21 protein-coding genes are annotated in these 24,534 nt (G+C 69.6%); 7 read left to right on the forward strand and 14 right to left on the reverse strand.

What is annotated here, in order from left to right; translation table 11 throughout:
• Positions 1 to 49: 49 nt before the first annotated feature.
• Positions 50 to 1,084 carry a zinc-dependent alcohol dehydrogenase gene (locus ACFX59_RS04955; protein WP_309694046.1) on the reverse strand — a complete coding sequence of 345 codons (1,035 nt, stop codon included), beginning with the start codon at positions 1,082 to 1,084 and terminating at the stop codon, positions 50 to 52.
• A gap of 69 nt (positions 1,085 to 1,153) precedes the next feature.
• Positions 1,154 to 2,665: an aldehyde dehydrogenase gene (gene adh / locus ACFX59_RS04960; protein WP_387430170.1), complete on the reverse strand. Its 1,512-nt coding sequence runs from the start codon at positions 2,663 to 2,665 to the stop codon at positions 1,154 to 1,156.
• Positions 2,666 to 2,851: 186 nt separating this feature from the next.
• On the opposite strand from adh, the gene ACFX59_RS04965 reads away from it, so the two are divergent.
• Entirely contained in the window at positions 2,852 to 3,889 is a 1,038-nt protein-coding gene (locus ACFX59_RS04965) for a GAF domain-containing protein (RefSeq protein ID WP_387430172.1), read from the forward strand.
• A gap of 85 nt (positions 3,890 to 3,974) precedes the next feature.
• A complete protein-coding gene (locus ACFX59_RS04970) occupies positions 3,975 to 4,511 on the forward strand; it encodes a hypothetical protein (protein WP_387430174.1) in 537 nt (178 codons plus the stop codon).
• Positions 4,512 to 4,518: 7 nt separating this feature from the next.
• On the opposite strand, the gene ACFX59_RS04975 is transcribed toward ACFX59_RS04970, so the two are convergent.
• Genes ACFX59_RS04975 through ACFX59_RS04990 form a run of 4 tightly spaced genes read right to left on the reverse strand, consistent with a single transcriptional unit; the run spans position 4,519 to position 8,137 of the window.
• Positions 4,519 to 5,226, reverse strand: a complete 708-nt coding sequence (locus ACFX59_RS04975) for a Crp/Fnr family transcriptional regulator (protein WP_387430295.1) — start codon at positions 5,224 to 5,226, stop codon at positions 4,519 to 4,521.
• Positions 5,227 to 5,283: 57 nt separating this feature from the next.
• Entirely contained in the window at positions 5,284 to 5,400 is a 117-nt protein-coding gene (gene cydX, locus ACFX59_RS04980; RefSeq protein ID WP_307104256.1) for a cytochrome bd-I oxidase subunit CydX, read from the reverse strand.
• Positions 5,401 to 5,412: 12 nt separating this feature from the next.
• Positions 5,413 to 6,552 (reverse strand): cytochrome d ubiquinol oxidase subunit II, encoded by a 1,140-nt coding sequence (gene cydB / locus ACFX59_RS04985; protein WP_387430176.1) that lies wholly within the window; start codon positions 6,550 to 6,552, stop codon positions 5,413 to 5,415.
• Positions 6,553 to 6,568: 16 nt separating this feature from the next.
• Positions 6,569 to 8,137 carry a cytochrome ubiquinol oxidase subunit I gene (locus ACFX59_RS04990; protein ID WP_387430178.1) on the reverse strand — a complete coding sequence of 523 codons (1,569 nt, stop codon included), beginning with the start codon at positions 8,135 to 8,137 and terminating at the stop codon, positions 6,569 to 6,571.
• A gap of 124 nt (positions 8,138 to 8,261) precedes the next feature.
• Here ACFX59_RS04990 and cydD point away from each other — a divergent pair, with 124 nt between their 5' ends.
• Together cydD and ACFX59_RS05000 are read left to right on the forward strand one after the other, a co-directional pair.
• Positions 8,262 to 9,896 carry a thiol reductant ABC exporter subunit CydD gene (gene cydD / locus ACFX59_RS04995; RefSeq protein ID WP_387430180.1) on the forward strand — a complete coding sequence of 545 codons (1,635 nt, stop codon included), beginning with the start codon at positions 8,262 to 8,264 and terminating at the stop codon, positions 9,894 to 9,896.
• Positions 9,893 to 11,494, forward strand: a complete 1,602-nt coding sequence (locus tag ACFX59_RS05000; protein ID WP_387430182.1) for an amino acid ABC transporter ATP-binding/permease protein — start codon at positions 9,893 to 9,895, stop codon at positions 11,492 to 11,494. Before cydD ends, ACFX59_RS05000 begins: the two co-directional genes overlap by 4 nt.
• 1 nt (position 11,495) lies before the next feature.
• Here ACFX59_RS05000 and ACFX59_RS05005 read toward each other — a convergent pair whose 3' ends face one another.
• Complete coding sequence (locus ACFX59_RS05005; RefSeq protein WP_387430184.1) at positions 11,496 to 12,185, reverse strand: Crp/Fnr family transcriptional regulator; 690 nt, start codon at positions 12,183 to 12,185, stop codon at positions 11,496 to 11,498.
• Complete coding sequence (locus tag ACFX59_RS05010; RefSeq protein WP_387430297.1) at positions 12,175 to 13,497, reverse strand: radical SAM protein; 1,323 nt, start codon at positions 13,495 to 13,497, stop codon at positions 12,175 to 12,177. The genes ACFX59_RS05005 and ACFX59_RS05010 overlap by 11 nt, the downstream gene beginning before the upstream one ends.
• Positions 13,498 to 13,624: 127 nt before the next feature.
• On the opposite strand from ACFX59_RS05010, the gene ACFX59_RS05015 reads away from it, so the two are divergent.
• Positions 13,625 to 14,326: an OmpW family protein gene (locus ACFX59_RS05015; RefSeq protein ID WP_387430186.1), complete on the forward strand. Its 702-nt coding sequence runs from the start codon at positions 13,625 to 13,627 to the stop codon at positions 14,324 to 14,326.
• Between the two features lie 23 nt (positions 14,327 to 14,349).
• Here the strand turns inward: ACFX59_RS05015 and ACFX59_RS05020 are convergent, their stop codons facing one another.
• On the reverse strand, positions 14,350 to 15,453 hold the full coding sequence (locus ACFX59_RS05020; RefSeq protein WP_387430188.1) for an FUSC family protein: 1,104 nt from the start codon (positions 15,451 to 15,453) through the stop codon (positions 14,350 to 14,352).
• Between the two features lie 103 nt (positions 15,454 to 15,556).
• Here ACFX59_RS05020 and ACFX59_RS05025 point away from each other — a divergent pair, with 103 nt between their 5' ends.
• Together ACFX59_RS05025 and lldD are read left to right on the forward strand one after the other, a co-directional pair.
• Positions 15,557 to 16,435, forward strand: a complete 879-nt coding sequence (locus ACFX59_RS05025) for a LysR substrate-binding domain-containing protein (RefSeq protein ID WP_387430190.1) — start codon at positions 15,557 to 15,559, stop codon at positions 16,433 to 16,435.
• A 140-nt stretch (positions 16,436 to 16,575) separates the two neighbouring features.
• Positions 16,576 to 17,757 carry an FMN-dependent L-lactate dehydrogenase LldD gene (gene lldD / locus ACFX59_RS05030; RefSeq protein ID WP_387430192.1) on the forward strand — a complete coding sequence of 394 codons (1,182 nt, stop codon included), beginning with the start codon at positions 16,576 to 16,578 and terminating at the stop codon, positions 17,755 to 17,757.
• Between the two features lie 12 nt (positions 17,758 to 17,769).
• On the opposite strand, the gene ACFX59_RS05035 is transcribed toward lldD, so the two are convergent.
• The 5 genes from ACFX59_RS05035 to ACFX59_RS05055 all read right to left on the reverse strand — a co-directional run bounded on the left by ACFX59_RS05035 (position 17,770) and on the right by ACFX59_RS05055 (position 24,465).
• On the reverse strand, positions 17,770 to 18,891 hold the full coding sequence (locus ACFX59_RS05035; RefSeq protein ID WP_387430194.1) for an alpha-hydroxy-acid oxidizing protein: 1,122 nt from the start codon (positions 18,889 to 18,891) through the stop codon (positions 17,770 to 17,772).
• 1 nt (position 18,892) lies between these two features.
• Positions 18,893 to 20,605, reverse strand: coding sequence for a thiamine pyrophosphate-requiring protein (locus tag ACFX59_RS05040; protein WP_387430196.1), 1,713 nt, complete (start codon positions 20,603 to 20,605; stop codon positions 18,893 to 18,895).
• A gap of 68 nt (positions 20,606 to 20,673) precedes the next feature.
• The gene (locus ACFX59_RS05045) at positions 20,674 to 22,131 is read right to left on the reverse strand and encodes an aldehyde dehydrogenase family protein (RefSeq protein WP_387430198.1); all 1,458 of its coding nucleotides are present in this window, start codon (positions 22,129 to 22,131) and stop codon (positions 20,674 to 20,676) included.
• Between the two features lie 55 nt (positions 22,132 to 22,186).
• Positions 22,187 to 23,464, reverse strand: a complete 1,278-nt coding sequence (locus ACFX59_RS05050) for an MFS transporter (protein WP_387430200.1) — start codon at positions 23,462 to 23,464, stop codon at positions 22,187 to 22,189.
• Positions 23,461 to 24,465, reverse strand: a complete 1,005-nt coding sequence (locus ACFX59_RS05055; RefSeq protein WP_387430202.1) for a carbon-nitrogen hydrolase family protein — start codon at positions 24,463 to 24,465, stop codon at positions 23,461 to 23,463. Before ACFX59_RS05055 ends, ACFX59_RS05050 begins: the two co-directional genes overlap by 4 nt.
• Positions 24,466 to 24,534: the final 69 nt, after the last annotated feature.

A 24,534-nucleotide genomic window follows, 5' to 3' on the forward strand; every position in this document is an offset into this window, starting at 1 on the left:
GTCACTCCCAAAGCGGCGGGCGGCGCCGAAACCGCCGCCCGCCCTGATGTCAGGCGGCGAGGTCGAGGACGATGCGGCCCTCGATCTGCCCTTGGCGCATCCGGTCGAACACGTGATTGACCTCGGTTAGCGGCGCGGTGGAAACCGTCGCCCTGACCTTGCCGTCCGCCGCGAAGTCCAGTGACTCCTGAAGGTCGAGCCGGGTTCCGACGATCGATCCGCGCACGGTGATGCCGTTCAGCACCAGACCGAAGATGTTGAGCGGGAAGTCGCCGGGCGGCAGGCCGTTGAGCGCCACCGTGCCGCCGCGCGCCATCATGCCCACGGCCTGCGCGAACGCCTTTTCGCTGACCGCCGTGACCAGCGCGCCTTGCGCCCCGCCGCCCGTCTCGCGCCTGATCGCCGCCGCCGGGTCCGCCTCCGTCCGCGCATTGACCGTGACCTTCGCGCCCAGACGGCGGGCCAGGTCCAGCTTGGCATCGTCGACATCGACCGCCGCGACGTTCAGCCCCATGGCGACCGCATATTGCACCGCCATATGGCCCAGGCCGCCGATGCCGGAGATGACGACCGTGTCGCCCGGCTTGGTGTCGGTCATCTTCAGCCCCTTATACACCGTGACCCCGGCGCACAGCACGGGCGCGATCTCGGTAAAGCCGATATTGGCGGGCAGGTGGCCGACGAAATTGGGGTCGGCGATGACATAATCGGCGAAACCGCCATTGACCGAATAACCGGTGTTGAGCTGGCTTTCGCACAGCGTCTCCCACCCGCCCAGGCAATGCACGCAGTGGCCGCAGGCGGTGTAGAGCCAGGGCACGCCGACCCGGTCGCCTTCCTTGATGTGCTTGACGCCCTTGCCGACCGCCGAGACATAGCCGACGCCCTCATGCCCCGGAATGAAGGGCGGGTTGGGCTTGACCGGCCAGTCGCCCTCGGCCGCGTGCAGATCGGTGTGACAGACGCCCGACGCCTGGATCGCGACCTGGATCATGCCGTCGCCGACTTCGGGAACGGGGACTTCATCGATGCTGAGCGGTTCGCCGAACGCACGGACGACCGCCGCCTTCATCGTCTTCGCCATGGTGTTTCTCCTGTCGAATGAGGATAGGCCGGGGATGGGCGCGGCGGCCGATCCCCGCCTTGACCGCGGTCAAAAGAAGCCGAGCTTCTTGGCCGAGTAGCTGACCAGCAGATTCTTGGTCTGCTGATAATGGTCGAGCATCATCCGGTGCGTCTCGCGCCCGATGCCCGAGCGCTTATAGCCGCCGAATGCCGCATGGGCGGGATAGGCGTGATAGCAGTTGGTCCACACCCGCCCCGCCTGGATCGCGCGGCCCATGCGATAGGCGCGGGTGCCGTCGCGCGTCCAAACGCCCGCGCCCAGGCCATAGAGCGTGTCGTTGGCGATGCGCAGCGCCTCCTCATCATCCCTGAAGGTCGCGACCGAGACGACGGGCCCGAAAATCTCCTCCTGGAACACGCGCATCCGGTTGTTGCCGCTCAGTACCGTCGGCTTGACATAATAGCCCTCCAGCCCCTCGGGCCGGTTGCGCGTGCCGCCGGTCAGCACCTTCGCGCCCTCGTCGCGGCCGATGTCCAGATAGCCGAGGATCTTGTCCATCTGCTCCTGCGACGCCTGCGCGCCGACCATGGTGGCGGGGTCGAGCGGATCGCCCTGGATCATCGCCTCGACCCGCGCGACCGCCTTTTCCATGAAGCGGTCATAGATGGATTCGTGGACCAGCGCGCGGCTGGGGCAGGTGCAGACCTCGCCCTGGTTGAGCGCGAACATGGCGAAGCCCTCGATCGCCTTGTCCAGATAATCGTCATCCTCGGCCGCGACGTCGCCGAAGAAGATATTGGGGCTCTTGCCGCCCAGCTCCAGCGTCACCGGGATCAGGTTTTCCGACGCGTAGGACATGATGAGCTGCCCGGTCGTCGTCTCGCCGGTAAAGGCGATCTTGGCGATGCGCGGGTTCTGCGCCAGCGGCTTGCCCGCCTCGACGCCATATCCGTTGACGATGTTGAGCACGCCGTCGGGCAGCAGGTCGGCGATCAGTTCGGCCAGCACCATGATCGACGCCGGGGTCTGCTCGGCGGGTTTCAGCACCACGCAATTGCCCGCCGCCAGCGCGGGCGCCAGCTTCCAGCAGGCCATCAGCAGCGGGAAGTTCCACGGGATGATCTGCCCCACCACGCCCAGCGGCTCGTGGAAATGATAGGCGACCGTGTCGTGGTCGATCTCCGAAATTCCGCCTTCCTGTGCGCGGATGCAGCCCGCGAAATAGCGGAAATGGTCGATCGCCAGCGGCAGGTCGGCGGCGGTCGTCTCGCGGATCGGCTTGCCATTGTCCCAGGTCTCGACGGTGGCGAGGCGGCCGAGATTCTCCTCCATCCGGTCGGCGATGCGGTGGAGGATCAGCGCCCGCTCGGCGACGCTGGTGCGGCCCCAGCCGTCCTTGGCCTTGTGTGCGGCGTCGAGCGCGAGTTCGATATCGGCCGCCTGGCTGCGTGCGACCTGGCAGATGACCTGTCCGTCAATCGGCGATCGGTTGTCGAACCAGCGTCCGTCGACCGGATCGACCCAGCGGCCGCCGATGAAATTGGCATAGCGTTCCTTGAACGGCGCGGTGCGTGCCTTGATGCTTTCCTGGATCGTCATGGAACCTCTCCTTGGTCTGTTATGACGCCAAGGCTCTGCCTGTGCGGCGCATGGGGCAAGCCGATCCGCGACGAGATGCGCGGCGCCGATGGACTTTCCGTCGGCAAGGCGTAGCATGTGTCGCACGGCGCGACGCAAAAGCCGCGCCGGTGTCGCACTTTGCGACAGTCGGAGAAGGATGCGGCGATGGACGGCGCCGGGATAGAACAGGGCCGGCGAGCCTATTTCGACGAGGGGCAGCTGCCGCTCGAGAGCGTGCGCCAGCCGGTGCTGCGCTCCTGGCTGCGCTGTACCGACATGGGGCTGGCGCAGGGGCGGCTGCGCGATGGCGGGCCGCTGACCGAGGGCGAACTCCATGCCCTGCGCCAGCGTCGCGAGTCGCTGCGCCGCCTTTGCCGTCCCGAACTGGAGATGCTGGCGGGCGAGGCGCGCGACACGGGCAGCGTCGTGATCCTGGCGGATGCCGACGGCATGATCCTCGACACCATCGGCGACACCGGCTTCCTGTCGCGGGCGGCGCAGGTGGCGCTACGGCCCGGCGTGTCCTGGACCGAGGCGAGCACCGGCACCAATGCGATCGGCACCGCCATCGCCGAGCGTCGCCCGATCGCGGTGCATGGTGGCGAGCATTTCTTCGCCGAACATGCGGTGCTGAGCTGCGCCGCGACGCCGATCCTCGATCCGCGCGGTGCGATCGTCGGGGCGCTCGACATTTCCGGCCCTTCGGTCAGCGGGCACGGGCATGCGCTGGGGCTGATCCGCCTGGCGGTCGACCAGATCGAGCATCGGCTGTTCCGCACCGGCTTTGCGGATTGTCGCGTGCTGCGCATGCACGACGATGCGGCGATGCTGGGCACGGCGCGAGAGGGGATATTGGTGTTTCGCGACGACCGGCTCGTCGCGGCCAACCGGCGCGGCCTCTCGCTGGTCGGGCGTAGCTGGGAGGCGCTGGACGACACCGCGCTCGCCGAGCTGGTCGACATGCGCGGCCAGGCGGCGAAGGGGCAGCTGCGCCTGGCCAATGGCGCGACGCTGATTGGCGGTTGGGATGCGGAGGCGCGAAGCGGCGGCATTGAACTGTCGGTCGCGCGTCCGCTGGCGGATGACCGGGCGGAGGCGATCGACGCGGCGCTGGCGGCCCATGGCGGCAATGTCTCGGCGGCGGCGCGGCAACTGGGCGTCCACCGCAGTACGATCCACCGGCATCTCGCCCGCCAGCGTTGAAGGGGCCGGGCGCCCGCATTTTGACCATCGTCAATGTCGGCGAAGCTCTCCTGCGTCACGAGGGCGGCGAAGGAGACCCTGCGCGATGGACCGCAACCCGCTTCAAGGCAGCGTCGTGCCGTTCGCGCGTCGCTGGCACGTCATCCACGAAATCGACCTGGTCCGGCTGATCCAGGAACATCGCCGTCGCCTGGCCCTGTGCGACCAGGCGGAGGCGATCGCGGACGGACTGCCGGCGCGGCCCGATGCGCCGATGACGGCGGCATTCCTGACCGCCTTGCAGGGGCTGGTGGCGAAGGGGGAGCGGGTCGATGCCGATTATCTGGCGGCGATGCTGCTGAACGGGCATGAAGACCCGCTCGCCTGGACGCTGCTCGACCATGTCCGGCATCGGCACATGGCGGACGGCGCGGCGGCGCGCGATCTGATCGAGGCTTTTGACGGGGCGGATGCCGCCATGGGGGCCGAGGCGCTTGGCCATATGCTGCGCTGTTTCTTTACCGGGTGCCGCCGCGCGGTCGATTTCGAGCAGCTGACCATCATCGCCCTGGCCGGGCACCGCCTGACGCGCGAGGCCCGCGCGCTGCTGGTCGAGGCGCTGGCGGACAACGTCGCGGCCTGACCGCCTCTCAGGCCGCGGCGCGGGCGGCCAGCGCGTCGCGGTCGCTGATCGTGATGGCCCGGCCGCCGGGCAGGCCGATGATCCCGCTCTGCTTCATCCGGGTCAGCTGGCGGCTGACCGTCTCGATCGTCATGCCCAGCACGTCGGCGATCTGTCCGCGCGTCAGCGGCAGGTCGAAGGTGAGCGGCCCGTCGCGGCTGGCCCGGCACCCGCCGGCTCCGGCACGCGCCGCCATGTCGAGCAGGAACCCGGCCAGCTTCTCCCCCGCTGATTGGCGCGCCAGCACCAGCATCCGCCCGCGCGCCTCGTTCAGCGACTCGAAGGTCCGCTGGAGCAACAGCCGCTCCATGCGCTGGTGATCCTCCAGCACCCGCTCGAAGGCGGCGCGCGGAAAGACGCAAAGCTCGGCATCGGTCAGCGCGGTCAGGGTGAAGTCGACATCGCCCGCATAGGGCTGTCCGAAGAAATCGGCCGGATAGAGCAGGCCGACCGTCTGTTCGCGCCCGTCGGCGGTGGCGGCGACCAGTTTCAGCACCCCCGAGAGCAGATTGCCGCAGAGCACCGCCTCGTCGCCCGCCCAGGCGATGGTCTGGCCCCGCGCGACATGGCGGCGCTGGCCTATCGTGTTGAGCGCGATCAGCTCGCGGTCGTCGAGGCTGCCGCACAGGGCCCGGTCGCGCACCGCGCAGTCGGCACAAACGTCGTTCGGGATCATGGCCTTGCCCGATAGCATGGCCATGATCCCTTGTCGTCGGACGGATTGTCCCATCCGTCAGTGTCGTGGCGACACATCCTCCTCCTGCGGCAAATGGAATTCATGCCACATGCCGTTGAGGATGCCGAAGCCGATGGCCAGGCCGAGGCCGAGGACCCAGGAGAAATACCACATGGACGAGGCCTTTCAGTAGAAGTCGGGGTTGGTGCGCACCGCGTCCGCCGTCACGCGGCCGAACATCACCCGGTAGGCCCAGGCGGTGTAGGCCAGCACGATCGGCAGGAAGACGATGGTGACGAACAGCATGATGCCCAGCGTCTTCTGCGTGGACGAGGCGTTCCACACCGTCAGGCTGCTATGCGCGTCGATGCTGGAGGGCAGGATGAAGGGGAAGATCGAGCAGCCGACCGTGGCGATGATGCCCGTCGCGGCCAGCGACGACCCGGCAAAGGCGACGCTCTCGCGCCTGCTCCTGATACCGATCAGGGCCAGCACAGGCCCGGCAAAGCCCAGAATGGGCAGCGCCATCATCCAGGGATAGGCGGCATAATTGTCCAGCCACGCGCCGCCCGCCGCTTCCGTCGTCATGTGCAGCGGATTGGACGGGCCGAGACGATCGACCGCGCCGACGACATGATAGCCCATGCCGCCCCAGGCGACGAAGGCAAAACCGCCCGCGAACAGCAGGATAGCGGCGATCGCCGCCACCGTCCCGAACGTCCGGGCGCGGTCGTGGACCGGCCCGTGCTCGACCTTGATCGACAGCCACGCCGCGCCGTGCAGCACCAGCATCGCCACCGACAACAGCCCGCACAGCAGCGTGAAGGGCGTGAACAGGCCCAGCAGCGTTCCGTCGTAAAAGGCGCGCAGATCGCTGTCGAGGCGGAAGGGCGCGCCCAGCAGGACATTGCCAACCGCGACGCCGAAGACGAGCGCGGGCACCAGTCCGCCGACGAACAGCGCCCAGTCCCAGCGGGTGCGCCATGCCGGGTCGGGCCGCTTGCTGCGATATTTGAACCCCACGGGCCGCAGGATCAGCGCGGCGAGGACCAGGAACATCGCCAGGTAGAAGCCCGAAAAGCTGACCGCATAGACGAAGGGCCAGGCGGCGAAGATCGCCCCGCCGCCCAGGATGAACCAGACCTGGTTTCCCTCCCAGGTCGGCCCGATGGAATTGATGACCATCCGCCGCTCGGCATCGTTCCGCGCGACGAAGGGCAGGAGGGCGGCGACCCCCAGGTCGAAGCCGTCGGTCAGCGCGAAGCCGATCAGCAATATACCCAGCAGCGCCCACCAGATCAGGCGCAACATCTCGTAATCGAACATATCCCAGTCCTTCGGCTCAGGCTGCAACGGGAATGGCGGCGGGGATCGGGCCGGGGCCGGGCTGGTCGTCCCGTTCCTCCGGCCCGTGCGCGATGGCGGCCAGGATCAGCCGGACCTCGATCACGGCCAGCACGCCGTACAGCGCGGTGAAGCCCGCCAGCGTGGTCCATAGCGCGCCGCGCGACAGCGAGCTGGTCGCCAGGAAGGTCGGCAGCACGCCCTCGATCGCCCAGGGCTGACGCCCCAGTTCGGCGACCAGCCAGCCCAGCTCGATCGCCACCCAGGGCAGCGGGATCGCCGCCACCGCCAGCTTGAGGAACCAGCGTGCGTCCATGTGCATCCGCAGCGAACACAGGGCGAAGGCGGTCGCGAACAGCGCGATCATCGCAAAGCCGATCCCCGCCATGATGCGAAAGCTCCAGAAGAGCAGGCCGACATCGGGCACCGTGTCCCATGCCGCCGCCTCGATCTGCTGCGGCGTCGCGCTGCGCGGATCGGCCATTTGCCGCTTGAGGAGCAGGGCATAGCCCAGGTCGCGCTTATGCGCCTCGAACCGCGCCCGCTGGGCCAGGTCCTGCGGATCGGCCTTCAGCCGCTGTACCGCGTCATAGGCGATCACGCCCGATGCGATCCGCTCCTGCGCCTTCAGCACCAGTTCGGACATGCCCGTCACCGTGCCGTCCAGGCTGCGCGTCGCGATCAGGCCCAGGACCCAGGGGATCTCGACCTTGTAGCGCGTCTCATGCGCCTTGATGTCGGGCAGCCCGAACAGCGTCAGCCCCGACGGGCCGGGTTCGGTGTGCCAGACCGCCTCGATCGCGGCGAGCTTCATCTTCTGGTTGTCGGTCAGCGCATAGCCGCTCTCGTCGCCCAGCACGACGACCGACAGCGAGGAGGCGAGTCCGAACGCCGCCGCCACCGTCATCGACCGGCGCGCGACGGACACGAAACGCCCCTTCAACAGCCAGAAGGCCGACACGCCCAGCACCACGACCGAGGCGCAGACATAGCCCGCGCTGACCGTATGGACGAACTTGGCCTGCGCCACCGGATTGAACAGCACCGCGCCGAAATCCGCGACCTCCATCCGCATCGTGTCGGGATTGAAGGTCGCGCCGACCGGGTTCTGCATCCAGCCATTGGCGATGAGGATCCACAGCGCCGACAAATTGGTGCCCAGCGCCACCAGGAAGGTGACGATCAGATGGCCCAGCTTCGACAGCCGGTCCCAGCCGAAGAACATCAGCCCGACGAACGTCGCCTCCAGGAAGAAGGCCATCAGTCCCTCGATCGCCAGCGGCGCGCCGAAGATGTCGCCGACATAATGCGAGAAATAGGACCAGTTGGTGCCGAACTGGAACTCCATGGTCAGCCCGGTGGCGACCCCCAGCACGAAGTTGATGCCGAAGATCTTGCCCCAGAAGCGCGTCGTCACCCGCCACACCGGGCGATTGGTCATGACATAGACCGATTCCATGATGACCAGCATCATCGACAGGCCCAGAGTCAGCGGCACGAACAGGAAATGATACAAGGCGGTGGCCGCAAATTGCAGCCGCGACAGGTCGACGACCCCGGGGTCCATGGCATGTCTCCATAAAAGGAGCCGCCCCCCGGCCCCTTGTCCACGGATTCGCTACGCCCCGGTCCGCCCCCCGACATTGACCGCGGTCAAAGACGCCCGCCCACGCCGCTGCGACGGTCGCGGCATGACGACGATCGCCCATGATGCCGCCGCCGCCCGGATGCGGAGCCGCTGGTTGAAGGATGCGGCCGCGGGCCGTGACGGGACGCCGGGCCTGCTGCTCCTCGATACGCTGGCCGCCATCGGCTTTGCGGCCGGGATCGCGGGGGGCGTGGCGGCGGTGGCGAACCGGGGGGCGGTGCTGCCCTGGGCCCTGCTCGCGATCAGCATGGGGATGGCGCGCGGGTGGTTCGCGATGCTGGCGGTGCGACAGGGGGCCGCGCGGGCGGGACTGGTCAAGCGGGCGCAACGGCGGCGCGTCGTCGCCGCCGCCCTGTTTCGGGAGGCGGGCATGCCGGTGGATAGCGGCCAGCTGGCGACGCAGGCCGTGGATGCGGTCGAGGCGCTGGACGGGTTCGTCGCCCGCTTCCTCCCCGCACGCCGGGCCGCCGCCATCGCGCCGGTCCTGGTCCTGGCCGCGACGGCCTGTGCCAGCCCGGTCGCGGCCGTCATCCTGGCGGCGACGCTGCTGCCCTTCGTCGCGGCGATGATCCTGGCGGGCGGCGCGGCGGCGGACGAGTCGCGGCGGCAGTTCCTTGCGCTGCATCGTCTGTCGGCGCGTTTCGCCGACCGGGTGCGCGCCTTGCCCGTGGTGCTGGCCTTCCGCGCCGAGACGCGCGAGACCCAGGCGATCGGCGCCGCCGCGCAGGAACTGGCGGAGCGGACCATGCGGGTCCTGCGGATCGCCTTCCTGTCGTCCGCCGCGCTGGAATTCTTCGCGGCGCTGTCGGTCGCGCTGGTCGCGGTCTATTGCGGTTTCTCGCTGCTCGGCCTGCTGCCCTTTGCGGCCCCCGAGACGCTGAGCTTGCCGCGCGCCTTCTTCGTGCTGGCCCTGGCGCCGGAATTCTATGCGCCGATGCGCCGCCTGGCCGCCGCCTATCATGACAAACAAGGCGCGGAGACGGCCGCCGAGACGCTGATGCCGCTGGGCGAGCCGGAGCGCGCGGTTCCGGTCGTGGCGGCGGCCGGGGTGCTGACCCTGCGCGACGTCACGATCCATTATCCCGGCAGCGATACGCCCGCCGTCTCGCGTCTTTCCCTGTCCGTCGGGGCCGGTGAGACGGTGGCGCTGTTGGGGCCGTCGGGCAGCGGCAAGACCAGCGTGCTGCACCTGCTGCTGGGCCTTGCGCCGCTATCGGCCGGAACGGTCGAGATGGGCGGCGTGGCCCTGACTTCGCTGGCGGGGCAGGCGAGCTGGGTCGGCCAGCATCCGCTGCTGATCGCGGGCACGATCCGCGAGAATCTGTTGCTGGCCCATCCCGAGGCCACGGCGCTGGCCCTGCAACGGGCCGTCGTCGTCGCGGGGCTGGTGCCAATGCTTCGCCGTCGTCCGGGCGGCCTGGATGCGCCCCTCGATGCGCGGGGAAGCGGTTTGTCGGGCGGCGAACGGCGGCGCATTGCCCTGGCCCGCGCTTTGTTGAACCCCGCGCCCTTCCTGTTGCTCGACGAGCCGACCGCGCATCTCGATGCGGTGGCCGAAGCCGCGCTGATCCGGACGATCGGCGGGGCGGCGCGCGGGCGCACGACATTGATCGCCACCCATAGCCCCGCGCTCGCCGCCATCGCGACGCGCGTCATCCATCTGGGACCAGCCGCATGACCCTTCGCACATGGATCGCCGCCGAACGCCGGAGCGAGCGTCGCCGTTTGTGGCGGGCGGGTGGCTGTGCCGCGTCGGTGGCGGCCGCATCGGTGCTGCTGCTCGCGCTGTCGGGCTGGTTCCTGACCGCCGCCGCGCTGGCGGGCGGGGCCGGGATCGTGGCGGCGCAGGCGTTCAACTATATGCTGCCCTCCGCCGCGATCCGCCTGCTGGCGATCGTCCGGACCGGCGCGCGCTATGGCGAGCGGCTGGCGAGCCATGGCGCGGCGTTCGGTGCGCTCGCCCGGCTGCGCCCCGCGCTCTACCGCGCGATCACCGCCGCCCCGCCCCAGGTCGCGCTGGCGCTGGGGCGGGGCGAGGCGACCGCGCGGCTGATCGGCGATGTCGATGCGGTGGAATGGCGCTTCGTCCGTCTGTCGGGGCCGTGGGGCGCCGTCGCGGCGATCATGGCGGGGGCGGCGTTGACCCTGCTCGGTGGTTGGCCGGCGATGGTGGCGACGCTGGCCTGTGCCGGGGGCGTCCTGGCCCTGACCCTTCAGGGCGCGCGCCGGTTGGAGCAGCCCGGCCGCGCGGTGCAACGGGCGACGGGCGCGCTGCGCGAGGAGGTGGCGATGCTGGGAAGCGCGGCGGCGGAGCTGCGCTGCTTCGCGCTGGAGGACTGGGCGGCCGCGCGCGTCGCGGCGGCGAGCGATCGCCTAGCCGAAGCGCAGATCCGGCAGGCCGCGGTCGCCGCGCGGTTCGAGGCGCTGCACGCGACCGGCGTGGCCGTGGCGGCGGCGTCGGCCCTGATGCTGTCGCTCGACGCCGGTGCGCCGGTTGCGGCGCTCGCGGCGCTGGCGGCGGCGATGACCGTCGACGGGCTCGCGCCGATCCTGCGGGCGTCGATCGAAAGGGGACGGCTGCGCGAGGCGGAGGCGCGGCTGGATGCGGTCTTCGATGCGGCGGCGGAACCGCGTCCCGCCGTCGGAGCGCCCGGCCAGCCGACCCTCGTCCTCGATGGCGACCGGTGCATGCCGGGCAGCCGGATCGCGCTGACCGGGCCATCGGGCTGCGGCAAGACGACGTTGATCGAAGGCTTGCTCGGGCTGCATCCGCTAGGGTCCGGGCGTATCGGGATCGATGGCCGGGATGCGGCCGATCTGCCGCCCGCGACGCTGCGCGCTCTCTTCGCCTGGGCGCCGCAGGAGGCGATGCTGATCGCGGGCACGGTTCGCGACAATCTGCACATGGCCGACCCGCATGCGACCGAGGATCGGCTGTGGCAGGCGTTGCACGATGCCGCGCTCGATACCGTGGTGCGCGCCTTGCCCGAGGGGCTCGACACATGGCTGGGCGACGATGGCGCGCGACTGTCGGGCGGAGAGCGTCGGCGGCTGTCGCTGGCCCGCGCCTATCTGGGCGATGCGCCCTGGCTGTTGCTCGACGAACCGGGCGAGGGGCTGGACGCCGATGTCGCGGCGGAGGTCGCGCGTCGCCTTGCCGCCCGGCTGGAGCGGACCGGGCAGGGGATGATCCTCGTCAGCCATCGCCCCGTGCTCAGCGCGCTGTGCGAACGGCAATGGGCGGCGGACGATGCGTCCCGCCGCTCCGCCGCCTGAGCTAACCCGCGACGATGGCGAGGCGCGTCCGGTCGATCAGGCGCACGCCGCGCAGACCGCAAAGCTGGATCACCCCGTCATTCTGGAGGGCGGTCATGTGGCGGCTGACCGTCTCGACCGCCAGGCCCAGCGCCTCCGCCATCGCGCCGCGTGACAGGGGCAGGCGAAACATGCCGTCCCCCTCCGCTCCGCAGCGCCGCGCCATGTCGAGCAGCAGCGCGGCCACCCGTGCATCGGCGCGGGCGCGGGCCAGCATCGGCATCCAGCGCCGCACCTCGCCCAAGGTCGCCAGCGTCCGGCGCAGCAGCAGTCGTCCGGCGGCGGGATGGCGGACCAGCATCTCCTCCAGCGCCTGGCGCGGATAGACGCACAGATCGGCATCGCCCAGCGCCGTGATCGCATCGGCGGACCGGTCGGCGAAGAGCGTGCCGACGAAATCGCCGGGATAGAGCAGGCCGACGATCTGGACGCCGCCATCCGCCTGCATGCGCGTCACCTTCAGCACGCCGGAGACGAGATGCGCGCAATGGCGTGCGGGATCGCCGATCCAGCCGAAAGCCTGCCCCGCGTGCAGCCGACGGCGGTGACCGATATGATGGATCGCGGCCAGGGCGGCCTCGTCCAGACCGTCGCACAGCGCCATGCTCCGCCCGGCACAGGCCGCGCAGCGCGGCGGAAGGTCAGACGGCATGGCTGAAGCGGGTATCGTCCTCGTTGCGCCAGGCATCGATGGCCGCCGCGATGGTGCGGGCATAGGGCAGGGCCTCCGCCGCCAGCCGCAGGCATGCCCCGTCCCAGGCGATCAACCCGACCTGTTCGAACCGACCGAGCCGTTCGCGAATGGCGGTCCGCTCGGGCAGGCCATCGAGGTTCGCGACGCCGTGGCACAGCACGCCCGCAATCGCCCGAGCCCGGCGCTGCTCCAGGGGGCCGCGATGAAGGCCGCGCGCCGTCGCGAACCGACCCGCGCCGATCGCCTGATGCCATGCCCCCGCATTCTTGGCGTTCTGGAGCAGGCGATCGGGAAAGGCGCTGATCGCGCTGGCGCCCAGGCCGATCACGATGTCGGCGGGATCGTCGGTAAAGCCCTGGAAATTGCGGCGCAGCCGTCCGTTCGCCGCCGCGCTTGCCAGCGGGTCATGGCCTTGCGCGAAATGGTCGAAGCCGATGGCGCGGTAGCCTGCGCGCGTCAGCCGGTCATGCGCCAGCGCCGCCTGGCCGAAACGCGCCGCCGCACCCGGAAGGGCCCGCGCGTCGATGCGGCGCTGGCGGGGGATGAGGTGCGGCACATGCGCATAGCCGAACACCGCCAGCCGTTCCGGGGCCAGCGCGATGGTCTCCTCGAGCGTCGCGGCCAGCGTCGCGTCGTCCTGGCCGGGCAGGCCGTACATCAGGTCGAAATTGATCGATCCGACCCCGGCGGTGCGCAACAGGGCGACGGCGCGGACGATCTGGTCGCGCGGCTGGACCCGACCGATCGCCGCCTGAAGTGCCGGGTCGAAGGTCTGCACCCCCAGGCTGGCCCGCGCGACGCCGGTCTCCGCGATGACGCTCGCCCAGTCCGCATCGAAACCGCGCGGATCGATCTCCAGCGACAGAGTCGCGCCCTGGCTGGCGAAGGCGGTGCGCAGATGGGCGACCAGCGCGGCGAAGGCCACGGGCGGGATCGCATTGGGGCTTCCGCCACCAAAGGCGATCCGGGCGATCTGTCCGCGTCCCTTCAGCCGGGCGGCCACCAGATCGATCTCGGCATGCAACCGCGCGAGATAGGCGTCCAGCCGCGCGGTCCGGTTCGCCGCCCCGGTGTTGCACCCGCAATACCAGCAGATCGCCCGGCAATAGGGAATGTGGAGATAGAGCGACACGATCTCGTCCGCCCCGACCATGTCGAGCGCCGCCGCCATGTCGGCATGGTCCACATGGTCGCCGAACTCGGCGGCGGTGGGATAGCTGGTGTAGCGCGGCACGGGCCGGGCGAGCAGATCGGGATGATAGGGCCACATGCCCATGCCGTGCCCCGGCGGTGCGCGCATGCCTTTGACCGCCGTCAAACCGGCGCTTGTCGATGGTCAAGGCGGCGGGGCGGGGGCGCTCCTATCCCGACGTCCACAGCCTCACAGGAGACATGGGATGACCGTCATCAGAACCGCCGCCACCCTGTTCGCGCTCGCCGCGACGGGAATCGGTACGTCGGCATGGGCGCAGGATAGCGGGGGACGCGACGCTCGGGTCGGGACTCGCGCCGGGGACGTGCTGCTCCGCGCCCGCGCCATCCTCGTCGCGCCCAATGAGCGGTCGGGCAGCATCCTGCCCGCCTTCCCCGGTGAGCCGGTAAAGGTCGACGACCGCGTGATGCCGGAGGTCGACGCGACCTATATGGCAACCGACCATATCGGCGTCGAACTGATCGCCTCGACCACGAAGCATGCGATCGGCGGGGTGCGGGGCACGACCGGCGGTATCGGCAGGCTCGCCTCCACCTGGGTCCTGCCGCCGACCCTGACCGTCCAATATCACTTCACGCCGACCCGGCATGTCCGGCCCTATGTCGGTGCGGGCGTGAACTATACGATCTTCTGGAACGAGGCGGCTTCGGACGGGCTGGAAAGCGCGGTGGGGCCGACCAGGGTCCATCTGAAGGACAGCGCAGGCTGGGCGGTGCAGGCGGGCGTCGATATGGACCTCACCCGCCGGGTCTTTCTGAACCTCGACGTCAAATATATCGATATCGACACCACCGCGCGGCTGGACAATGCGGCGCTGGGCCGCCAGCGGGTGAACGTCTCGCTGGACCCGCTGGTGTTCGGGATCGGCCTGGGGCTGCGCCTGTGAGAATGGCCGGTCGGCGTCGAGGCCTATCGGCGGGTTGAGGGCGCGGGGCTGCGCCTGGTGTCGATCCATCGCACGAGCCCCGCGATCAGCGTACAGATCATCAGGGCGATCGACGTGCCCACGATCGTATCGACGGCGCGGGCCTGGGGTGCGCCCGCGCTTTGCAGGGGAAGGGCGATCTTGGCGATCACGACGAACAGGGGCGTCACGCATCCGACGAACATGGTATAGTTGACCGCACGCAGCGCGATCGTCAGCGCGGCCAGCGGTAGTACCAGGGCCTCCAGCGCGACCGGGCCGTTGGCGTGGCCGATCAGGACCATCACGATCGCGGTCCCGATCAACGTCCCCGCGATCCGCTCGACCACGCGCCAGGACGAGGTGCGGATATTGACCGTGATGACGACCACCGCCGTCATCGTCGCCCATTGCGGATAGGCCAGCCCCAGGCCATGCGCCGCCAGGAAGCAGGCGAACACCGCGACACCGGCGCTGGCGGCATGAAGCCGCGCCGACCGGGTCGAGGGAAGCTCGGGCGGGGCGGGGGGCGCCGCATCGCGATCACGATTTGGCCGCTCCAGCACATAGACGCTGCCGATCCGAAGCAGCAGCGCCAGGCCCCCACCGGCCAGGAACGCGATGCCGACCGCCATCGGGCCTGCCGCATCGACCGGCCATTCCGCCGCCACGACCACCACGACGCCCAGCAGCATGCCCACCGTGGCCATGCCATAGGACCGGCTGGCGACAAAGGTGATCGTCGCGACCGCCACCGCCGCCAGCGTGGCGGTCAGCGGAAGGGCGGGATGGACCATGGCCGTCATGGCGGTCGCCAGCACCGCGCCGCCGATGACGAACAAGGCCATGGCCCGCAGGCGCGATGCGGCATGGAGCCGGTTGTCCGCCAGACAGGCCCAGAACGCGGCATAGGCCCCCCAGATATCCGCCGGGCGATGGGACGCCTGCGCCCACAGGATCATCGCCAGCACCGCGACGCTGCCCGATGCGCCCTCCAGCAGTGCGAACTCGCCCGCGCGGAACTGTATGCCACGACGCGCCAGCCCGGTGACCAGGCGGCGGGCGATCGCCCGATCACGGGCAGGGACGGAAGGGGGCGGCACGGGCACGACGGGCTCTTTGGATAACCGAGGGGAACACGCCCCGATAGCCGTTTTGCGGTCACGCCTGGAGCGACTTGTTGGCATGGGCGCTATTCCTTAAAGGAATGACATGGAGTTCCGAACGCTACGCGCCTTTGTCGAAGTGGTTCGCCAGGGCAGCTTTTCGCAGGCGGCCAGGACGATCTTCGCGACGCAGTCCACGGTCAGCAAGGCGGTCAAGCAGCTGGAGGACGAACTCGGCGCGCCGCTGTTCGACCGGATCGGTCCGCGCGTGAAGCTGACCACCTTTGGCGAGGCGCTGTATCCGCGCGCCGCGCGCCTGCTGGCGGAACGCAGCGACCTGCTCGTCGAACTGGACGAGATACGCGGATTGCAGCGGGGCAGCCTCCGGATCGGCCTGCCCCCGGTCGGCAGCGCGCGGATCTTCGCGCCGATGCTGGCCCGCTATCGCCGGACCTATCCGGGCATCGCCATCGAATTGCGCGAGCATGGCGGCGACCAACTCCTCGACATGGTGCGCACCGGCGAGATCGAGCTGGCGGCGACGGTCGATCCCAATGCGCCGGAATGGCATAGTCAGGAGGTCTGGCGCGATCCGGTGATGGCGGTGATGGCGCGCGATCACCCGCTGGCCAAGGCCGGGTCGCTGTCGCTTGACGCCTTGCGGGACGAGCCGTTCATCCTGTTTTCCGACAGCTTCGTGCTGCATCGCATGGTGGTCGATGCGTGCCACCGCCATGGGTTCAAGCCGAACATCGCGGTCCAGAGCAGCGAGGTGGAATTCATCCTCGAACTGGCCGCATCGGGGATCGGCATCGCCTTTCTGCCCCGGTTGCTGGTGGACCAGCTCAATGCGGAGCGTATCTGCGGCGTGCTCGTGACCGAACCCTATATCGAATGGCGGCTGGCGATGGTCTGGCGCAACGGCGCCTTCCTGTCGCACGCCGCGCGCGCCTGGTTGCAGATGGTGGCCGACCAGGCGGATTAGCCGGTCGGCCGGGGCGGCGATCCCTCCGGGCCAGTCGATTTGGGAATAGAGGCCAGTCGGAGCTTTCGTTTTTCGCAACCCGACCCTTGGCCTATTTTCGTCGCTTACCGGGTCGGTGACCCGTCAAGCGAGGTCTTTCGATGATCATTTCCGCCCCCACGGATTTCCGCGAGGCGGCCCGGCGCCGCCTGCCGCGCTTCCTGTTCGACTATATCGATGGCGGTGCCGTCACTGAGTCCACCATGGTCGGCAATGTCGACGCCTTGCAGCGGGTGGCGCTGCGCCAACGCGTCCTCAAGGGGGCGGGGAACCCGTCGCTGGCGGTGACGGTGCTAGGCCAGCCATGGGCGATGCCGGTCGCGCTGGGGCCGGTCGGGGCGACGGGAATGTATGCCCGGCGCGGTGAGGTGCAGGCGGCGCGGGCGGCGGGCCTTGCGGGCATCCCCTATGCCCTCTCCACCGTCTCGGTCGCGTCGATCGAGGAGGTGGCGCGCGACGCGCCGGGGCAGCTCTGGTCGCAGCTCTATGTGCTCAAGGATCGCGGCTATATGCGCAACGCGCTCGACCGGGCCTGGGCGGCGGGAATGCGGACGTTGGTGTTCACCGTCGATATGCCGACGCCCGGCTCGCGCTATCGCGATCGGCGCTCCGGCATGGCCGGGCCCGCCGCGACGCTGCGCCAATATGCGCAGGCGCTCCGCCATCCGCGCTGGGCGATCGATGTGGGATTGCGCGGCCGCCCGCTCTCCTTCGGCAATATCGAGGCCTATGTCGGCCATTCGATGAGCATGGCCGACTATACCGGCTTTCTGGCGCGCAACTTCGACCCCACCATCCATTGGCGCGATCTGGAATGGGTGCGCCAGGACTGGAAGGGCGCGCTGATCCTCAAGGGCATTCTCGACCCCGAGGACGCGCGCGAGGCGGTCCGTTTCGGGGCGGACGGGATCATCGTGTCCAACCATGGCGGGCGGCAGCTCGACGGGGCCATGCCCACCGCCACGGCGCTTCCCACCATCGCCGATGCGGTCGCCGGAGCGATCGCGGTGCTGGCCGATTCCGGCGTGCGCTCGGGGATCGACGTGGTGCGCATGATGGCGCTGGGCGCGGATGCGGTGCTGCTCGGCCGGGCCTATATCTATGCGCTGGCGGCGCGGGGGCAGCGGGGGGTGAGCGAACTGCTCGACCTGATCGCGGCGGACATGCGGGTGACGATGACCCTGATCGGGGCCGATCGTCCCGGCGCGATCACCCGAGACAGTCTCGCCGGATTGCCGCCCTCGGTGCAGGGCCGGTCGGAGGCACTCCGGGGCGGCGGGTGACAAGCGGCCGCCTCAGGCCAAATGGCGGCGCTCCAGTCGGGTGACGTCGGGCGTCCCCAGCAGCGCCAGCGTCGTATCGACCTGCCGCCGCAGCATGGCGAGTACGGCATCGACGCCGCGCTCGCCATCCGCCGCCAGCGCATAGAGCAGCGGGCGGCCGACCAGCACGCCCTTCGCACTGGCGGCCATCGCCTTCACCACATCGGCACCGTCCCGAACCCCGCTGTCCATCAGCACGGGCAGCCCGCACGCATCCGCGACGGCGGGCAGAAGGTCGATGGGGGCGGGCGCGTCCTCCAACTGGCGGCCGCCATGGTTGGAGACGACGACACCATCCACCCCCAGCCGTTCGCAACGGCGCGCATCCTCGGCGGAGACGACGCCCTTGACGATCAGCGTGCCGCGCCAGTCGTCGCGAAGCCGCGCCAGCGCCGCCCAGTCGAAGCTCGCATCCATCTGGCGCGCCATCAGCGCGGCCTGTGCCTCCACGTCCCCGTCACCGGCGGCGACGAAATGGGCGAGCTGCGGAAAGCCCTGGCGCACCTGCCGGAGCGACCAGACCGGATGGCGGACACCGTCGAGCAGGATGCGCGGCGTCATGCGCAGGGGAACGCCGAAGCCGTTGCGCCGGTCGCGCACCCGGTCGCCATTCACCGCGACATCGACGGTGAGGACCAGGGTCGTGCACCCCACCTCGCGCGCGCGGGCCACCAGTCGATCCGCCAGTGCGCGCTGGACGACATAGAGCTGGAACCACAATTCCCCGTCCGAGGCGCGGCGCACGGCCTCGATCGTGCTGGTCGCCGCGGTGGACAGGCAGAAGGGGATGCCCGCCCGCGCCGCCGCCCGGGCCAGGATCAGGTCCCCCTGCGGTCGCACCACGCCGGTCAGGCCCATCGGCGCGACCGCGAACGGACTTTCCCAGGGGCGGCCGAACGGCGCGATCGCCTGTCGGCGCTGCGAGACATCGGTCAGGCGATCCGGCACCAGCCGGGTTCGCGCGAAAGCCTCGCGGTTGCGCGAAAGGCCGCGCTCGGAACCGGCACCGCCCTCCAGATAGTCGAACACGATACGCGGCAACCGGCGACGCGCGGCATCGCGATAATCGTCGAGCGTGATGAGCGCGCGGGTCATGTCAGTGATGGTCCAGCCACACGTCCAGCACGGCGCAGCGCCGTTCCTCGCGCACGACCCGCAGCGCCTCGGCGATGGCATCGTCGATCTCCGCCGGGTCGCGAAGCTGTCGACCCCATGCGCCGCCCGACGCGGCGGCGATGCCGACATAATCGGGGGCGGGGTCGAACGAGGTGTCCAGATCGTCGGCATGCGCGGCATAGCCGTCCGGATGGACCGCCAGCGTCGAGAGCTTGGGCGATTTCCAGCCGCGATTGTTGAAGACGATCTGCAGGAATGGCGCGTCATAGCGTCGCGCCATCCAGTGCACCGAACTGGGCACGGTGAACAGGAACGAACCGTCGCCGGTCAGCGCCACCACCGTCGCGTCGGGCCTGGCCAGCCGGACGCCGATCGCCGCGCCGCCATTCCACCCCAGCGATCCGCCGCCGCTCGTGGAGATCGCCCCCGGCGTGTCGAGCCGCAGGTGATCGAACACCACGCCATAGTTCGAGATTGCCTCGTTGACGAAAAGCATGTCATCGCTTTGTGCCGCCCGCAGACGCGACACAAAATATTCCGGCGTGATGGTTCCCGCCGGAACCGCCTCGCGCGATCGCAGCACCGTTTCGCGCGCCGCGTGGCGATCGGCATAATGCGCGCGCCGCTCCTCGATGCGCGCGGCGGGGAGGGGCTGCGCGGCGAGCCAGTCGTCCAGCTGGGCGAGCGCAGTCGCGGCATCGGCGCGGCACACCGCCTCCGCCCCGATCCGCCACAGCGGCATCTGTTCCTTCAGCGGGTCGACATCGATGTGGAAAATCCGCGCGGCATCGCCCGGCGCCGACACGGTCGGGATCCACGGCACGTCGCTGTCGATCACCAGCACCATATCTGCCGCGGCCAGATCGGCATTCTGCTGCGGCTGATTCCATTGGTTGCCGAGATAGAGCGGGTGGCTGTGCGGGAAGTTCATCGCATTGGGCACGGATTCGAGCACCCCGATCCCCAGCCGCTCGCACAGCGCCACCAGGGGCGCGACCGCCGCCGGATTGCGGCCCAGGAAGGACGTGACGACAAGCGGCCGTCGCGCCGCCAACAGCGCCTCGCCGATCAGGGCGACCGTCTCGGGCGGCAGCGCGCCCGGCCCGATGCAGCGCCACGCCGCCGCCTCGTCGGGGGTCGGCGCGACCTCTTCCTCCATTACCTCGCGCGCGCCGATCAGATAGACGGGGCCCTTGGGATCGGACCCGGCGAACTGAAAGGCGCGGTGCACCAGTTCCTTGACGTTGCGCCCGGTGCGGATCTCGTTGTCATAGCGCATATAGCCGCGCACCAGTCCGCGCTGATCATGGACATCCTGGATCCACTGGATGAACTCGTTGCGCGATCCCTTCAACTCGCCATGCTGGGTAAAGGGGGACGCACCCGCGAAGATCAGCATCGGGGCGCGCCCCTTGGCGGCGTTGTGGACCGCGCCCGCCAGCGCCTGGGTCCCGCATTCGACATGCACCACCACCGCCTGCGCCACGCCGCTCGCCAGCCAGAAGCCGTGCGCGGCGCTCATGCCGACCATTTCATTGGGGCAGGTGACGATGCGCGGGATCGGCCGCCCGGCGGCGCGCGCCTCCGCGATCGCCTCGACCAGCGCGGGGTGATCGCTGCCGAGGTTGGCGAAGACATGGGAAACGCCATGCTCGATCAGGGCATCGAGGAAGGCGCTGGAGGTGGTGTACATCGGGGGGCTGGGCCTTGTCGCATCGCCGGTCGCCCGGCGGGGGTCGTCGTCGGGGCAAGAGGCGGCGATCAGGGGATATAGTCGACCGCACCGCGCCGGATCGTCACCCAGTGCGTCGTGGTCATCTCCTCCACGATCCAGTCGCCGCCGAAACGGCCGATGCCGCTGTTCTTCTCGCCGCCGAACGGATTGAACGGCATGTCGGCGACGGTCATGTCGTTGACATGCGTCATCCCGACGTCGAGCCCATGGGCGAAGCGCAGCCCGCGCGCCTCGTCGCGGGTGAAGACCGCACTGGACAGGCCCGCATCGGTGGCGTTGGCGAGTTCGAGCGCATGCGCCTCGTCCCGCGCCCGGATGACGAAGGCGATCGGCGCGAACATCTCCGCCTGTGCCAGTGGATCGTCATTGTCGACATCCGCGAAGATGTGCGGCGGGACGACCGCGCCCGACGGCTCGCCCCCCAGGACCAGGCGGAAGCGGGATTTGGCGGCGGCGAGGTGATCGAGGTTCGCGGCCAGTTGCTTCGCGTTCATCGCCGGGCCGATCAGCGTGTCCGCCTCGGCGGGATCGCCATGTTTCAGCCGCGCGGCGCAGGCGGCGAACTTCTCGACAAAGGCGTCGTGGACGCTGTCCTCCACGATCACGCGGTTGGTGCTCATGCAAATCTGGCCCTGGTGCAGGAACCGGCCGAACGCCGCCGCCTGCGCCGCCTGGTCGAGGTCCGCATCGGCCAGCACCACGAACGGGTTGTTGCCGCCTAGCTCCAGCGCGACCCGCTTGATGACCGGGGCCTCGATGGCCAGCCTACCGATACGTCGCCCCACCCCGGTCGAGCCGGTGAAGGACAGGAAGCGCGGGACATCATGCGTGCAGAAGCCGTCGCCGATGACGCGCGAGCTGCCGGTGACGACGTTGAAAAGTCCGGGCGGCAGGCCCGCCTCTTCATAGATGCGCGCCAGCAGCAGGCCGCCGGTGACGGGGGTGTCCTCGGCCGGTTTGACGACCACGGCATTGCCCACCGCCAGCGCGGGCGCGATCGTGCGGTGCGACAGGTGGAGCGGGAAGTTCCACGGGCTGATCACCCCGACGACGCCGATGGGGCGGCGATAGACGCGGCTTTCGGTGTCGGGCAGGTCGATCGGCAGGATGCGGCCGTTGATGCGATAGGGGATCGACGCGGCCTCGTTCAGACCGCCCATCACCGCCTGCCATTCGATCCCGGCCTTGATCCGGGTGGAACCCGATTCCGCGACCAGCCAGTCGATGATCTCGTCGCGCCGGGCCTGGACGATATTCGCGGCGCGCCGGAACAGGTCGGCCCGGACCGCCGGAGGCGTTTGCGCCCATTCCCGCTGCGCCTTGGCGGCGGCGCGATAGGCGGCATCGACGTCGGTAAGGTCGGCGGCGCGCAGGCGGAGGAGGCACTCGCCCGAATAGGGGTTGCGGTCCTCCATGGTTTCCTCGCCCGAACCGGGCCGCCATGTCCCGTCGATATATTGCGCCTCGAAGCTGTAGCGGGTCATCCTCTCACTCCTTTTTTCCTTGTCGGTCGATGCTATGCCGGTCGCGGGTCGGGCCTCAAACGGCGATGGCGGGCGTTTCGGGGCGGGCCGCCCCATGGCCGCGCCGCGGCGCGGTCTCGATCAGTGCGATGCTGGCGACCGCGCCCAGGACCAGAACGCCTGACACGGTGAGCAGCGTCGTCGGCAGCCCGGTGGTGACGGCGATGCGCCCCGCGATGCTCGGCGCAATCCCGCCGCCGAAAATCTCGCCCAGCCCCACCACCAGTCCCATCGCGGTCGAGGACAGCGTATAGGGCACGGCCTCGCCCGCCACCGGCCCGGCCAGCAGCGCATTCGCGCCACAGCAGCAAAAGGCGGCGAGGAACAGCAGCGCGAACAGCGGCAGCGGCGTGTGCGCGGTCAGCACCAGCGCGGCGAGCGCCGCCGCCCCGCCGAGAAAGGCAGCGACCAGCGCCGGGCGGCGACCGATCACGTCCGATATGCCGCAAAGCGCGATCTGTCCGACGAAACCGCCAAAGCCCAGGCCCGACATCACCAGCCCCATTTGCGGGCCGTCCAGCCGCACGACATCGGTCAGGAACACCGGCGTCATCGCGCCGAGGACGAAGATCCCGCTCATCGAGCAGAAGATCGCCGGGATGGCGACCCGCACGTTGCGCCGCGCCAGCACGTCGCGCCACGATGCGCGGGCGGCGGGATCGTCCGTCACGGCGGGGCGGGCCGCGCGGGGAGGATCGCGCAGCACCACGAACATCGCACCCGCCAGCACGAGGCCGGGCACCGCGACGATCTGGAAGACGGCGCGCCACGACGGGACGATCGCGACCAGCTGCGTCGCGATGATCGGGCCGAGCGCCAGCCCGAACAGCGCGAACGCCCCCTGGATGATGCCGAGGTTGAGGCCGCGTCGCGCCGGGCGTGACGCATCCAGCGCGGCGGCGTAGCTCGCGGGACAATAGGCCCCCTCCGCGATACCCATCGCCAGCCTCGCGACCATCAGCATCGCCAGGCTGCCCGCCAGTCCGCTGACCCCCGACAGCAGCGAGAAGCCGATCACGGCAGCGATCACGATCCGGCGACGCCCGATGCGGTCGGCCAGATTGCCCATCAGGATCGCGAACACGCCCCATGACAGGCCGACCGCCGCAGCCAGGTTGCCGAGGTCCTGATAATCCAGCTTCAGGTCGCGCATGATCTGCGGCGCGAGCGGCATCACCAGCCAACGATCGAGCCCGACCAGCCCGAACCCCAAGGCGAGCAGCGCGATCGCGCGAAACTCATAGCGGCGGTCGCCGCTCAAGGCGCCGCCATTGGCGGTGAGGGAGGGGGTCATAGCGCCTCCCATGTGTCACCATCGGGCAAAGACGCGCCGAACGGCTCCACCGGGCGGCGCGGTCGGGCGTTCAGCAGCAACCGCGTCGCATCGGCGCGGCAATAATGGCCGGTCGGATCGAGCGCGCTCTTGGCATGGACGATCGCGTCGAAATCGGCATCGGCATAGAGCAGCCCTTCTTCATCCTCCGGCATCGGCTCGGTCAGCGAGCGGCCGTCGGGTCCGAAGATCATCGAATTGCCGCCGCCCTGCACCGCACCGGCCGCGTTGAGCAACGCCACCTTGTCGGGCGTGTCGCACAGGGTGTCATAGACGTCGGGCGACATCACGCCGGTCGCATGAAGGACGAAGCATCCGCCTTCGAGCGCATAGACGCGGCTGGCGGCCAGGTTCGCCTCGGCGCTCAGACCATAGGCGATGCCCTTGTAGAGCGTGAAGGACGGCCAGGAGGCGACATGGATCTGCTCACCCTGCGCATAGAGGGCGAACTTGCTCAGCGGCTGGACATGCTCGGCACAGCATAGCGCGCCCAGGCGACCGATGGCGGTGTCGACGACCTTCAGGTCGGACCCGTCGCCCTCGCCGAACACGGTGCGCTCGACATGGGTCGGCTTCAGCTTGCGCCGGTTGAAGACCGTCGTGCCGGTGTCGTCGATCAGCATCTGGCTGATGTAGAGCGTGCTGTCGGCGCGCTCGACATAGCCGATGACGCAGTGGATGCCATGCCGCGCGGCGGCCTCGCGGATGCGGCCCAGTTCGGGGCCGTCGGCGGCCAGGGCGTTGCGGTGGTAGCGCGGCAGGAACTGCGCCCCCCATGCCGGTGCGCCCAGCCATATCCACCAGGGATAGCCCGGGATCCAGATTTCCGGAAAGGCGATCAGCTTCGCGCCGTTCGCCGCCGCCTGGGCGATCAGGCCGATGGCCTTGTCGGTGGACGCCTGCGCGTCGAGATAGACTGGCGCCGCCTGTACGACGGCGAGCCGAACCATGGGCTTCGTCAACGCACTCTTCCCCCTCGCTGATATGGAATGAAGGCTAGCGGCGGCATCGAACCGCGCTTGCCGCCTGCG

The organism is Sphingomonas sp. NCPPB 2930 (genome assembly GCF_042867205.1).
In the GTDB taxonomy this organism is placed as follows: Bacteria; Pseudomonadota; Alphaproteobacteria; order Sphingomonadales; family Sphingomonadaceae; genus Sphingomonas.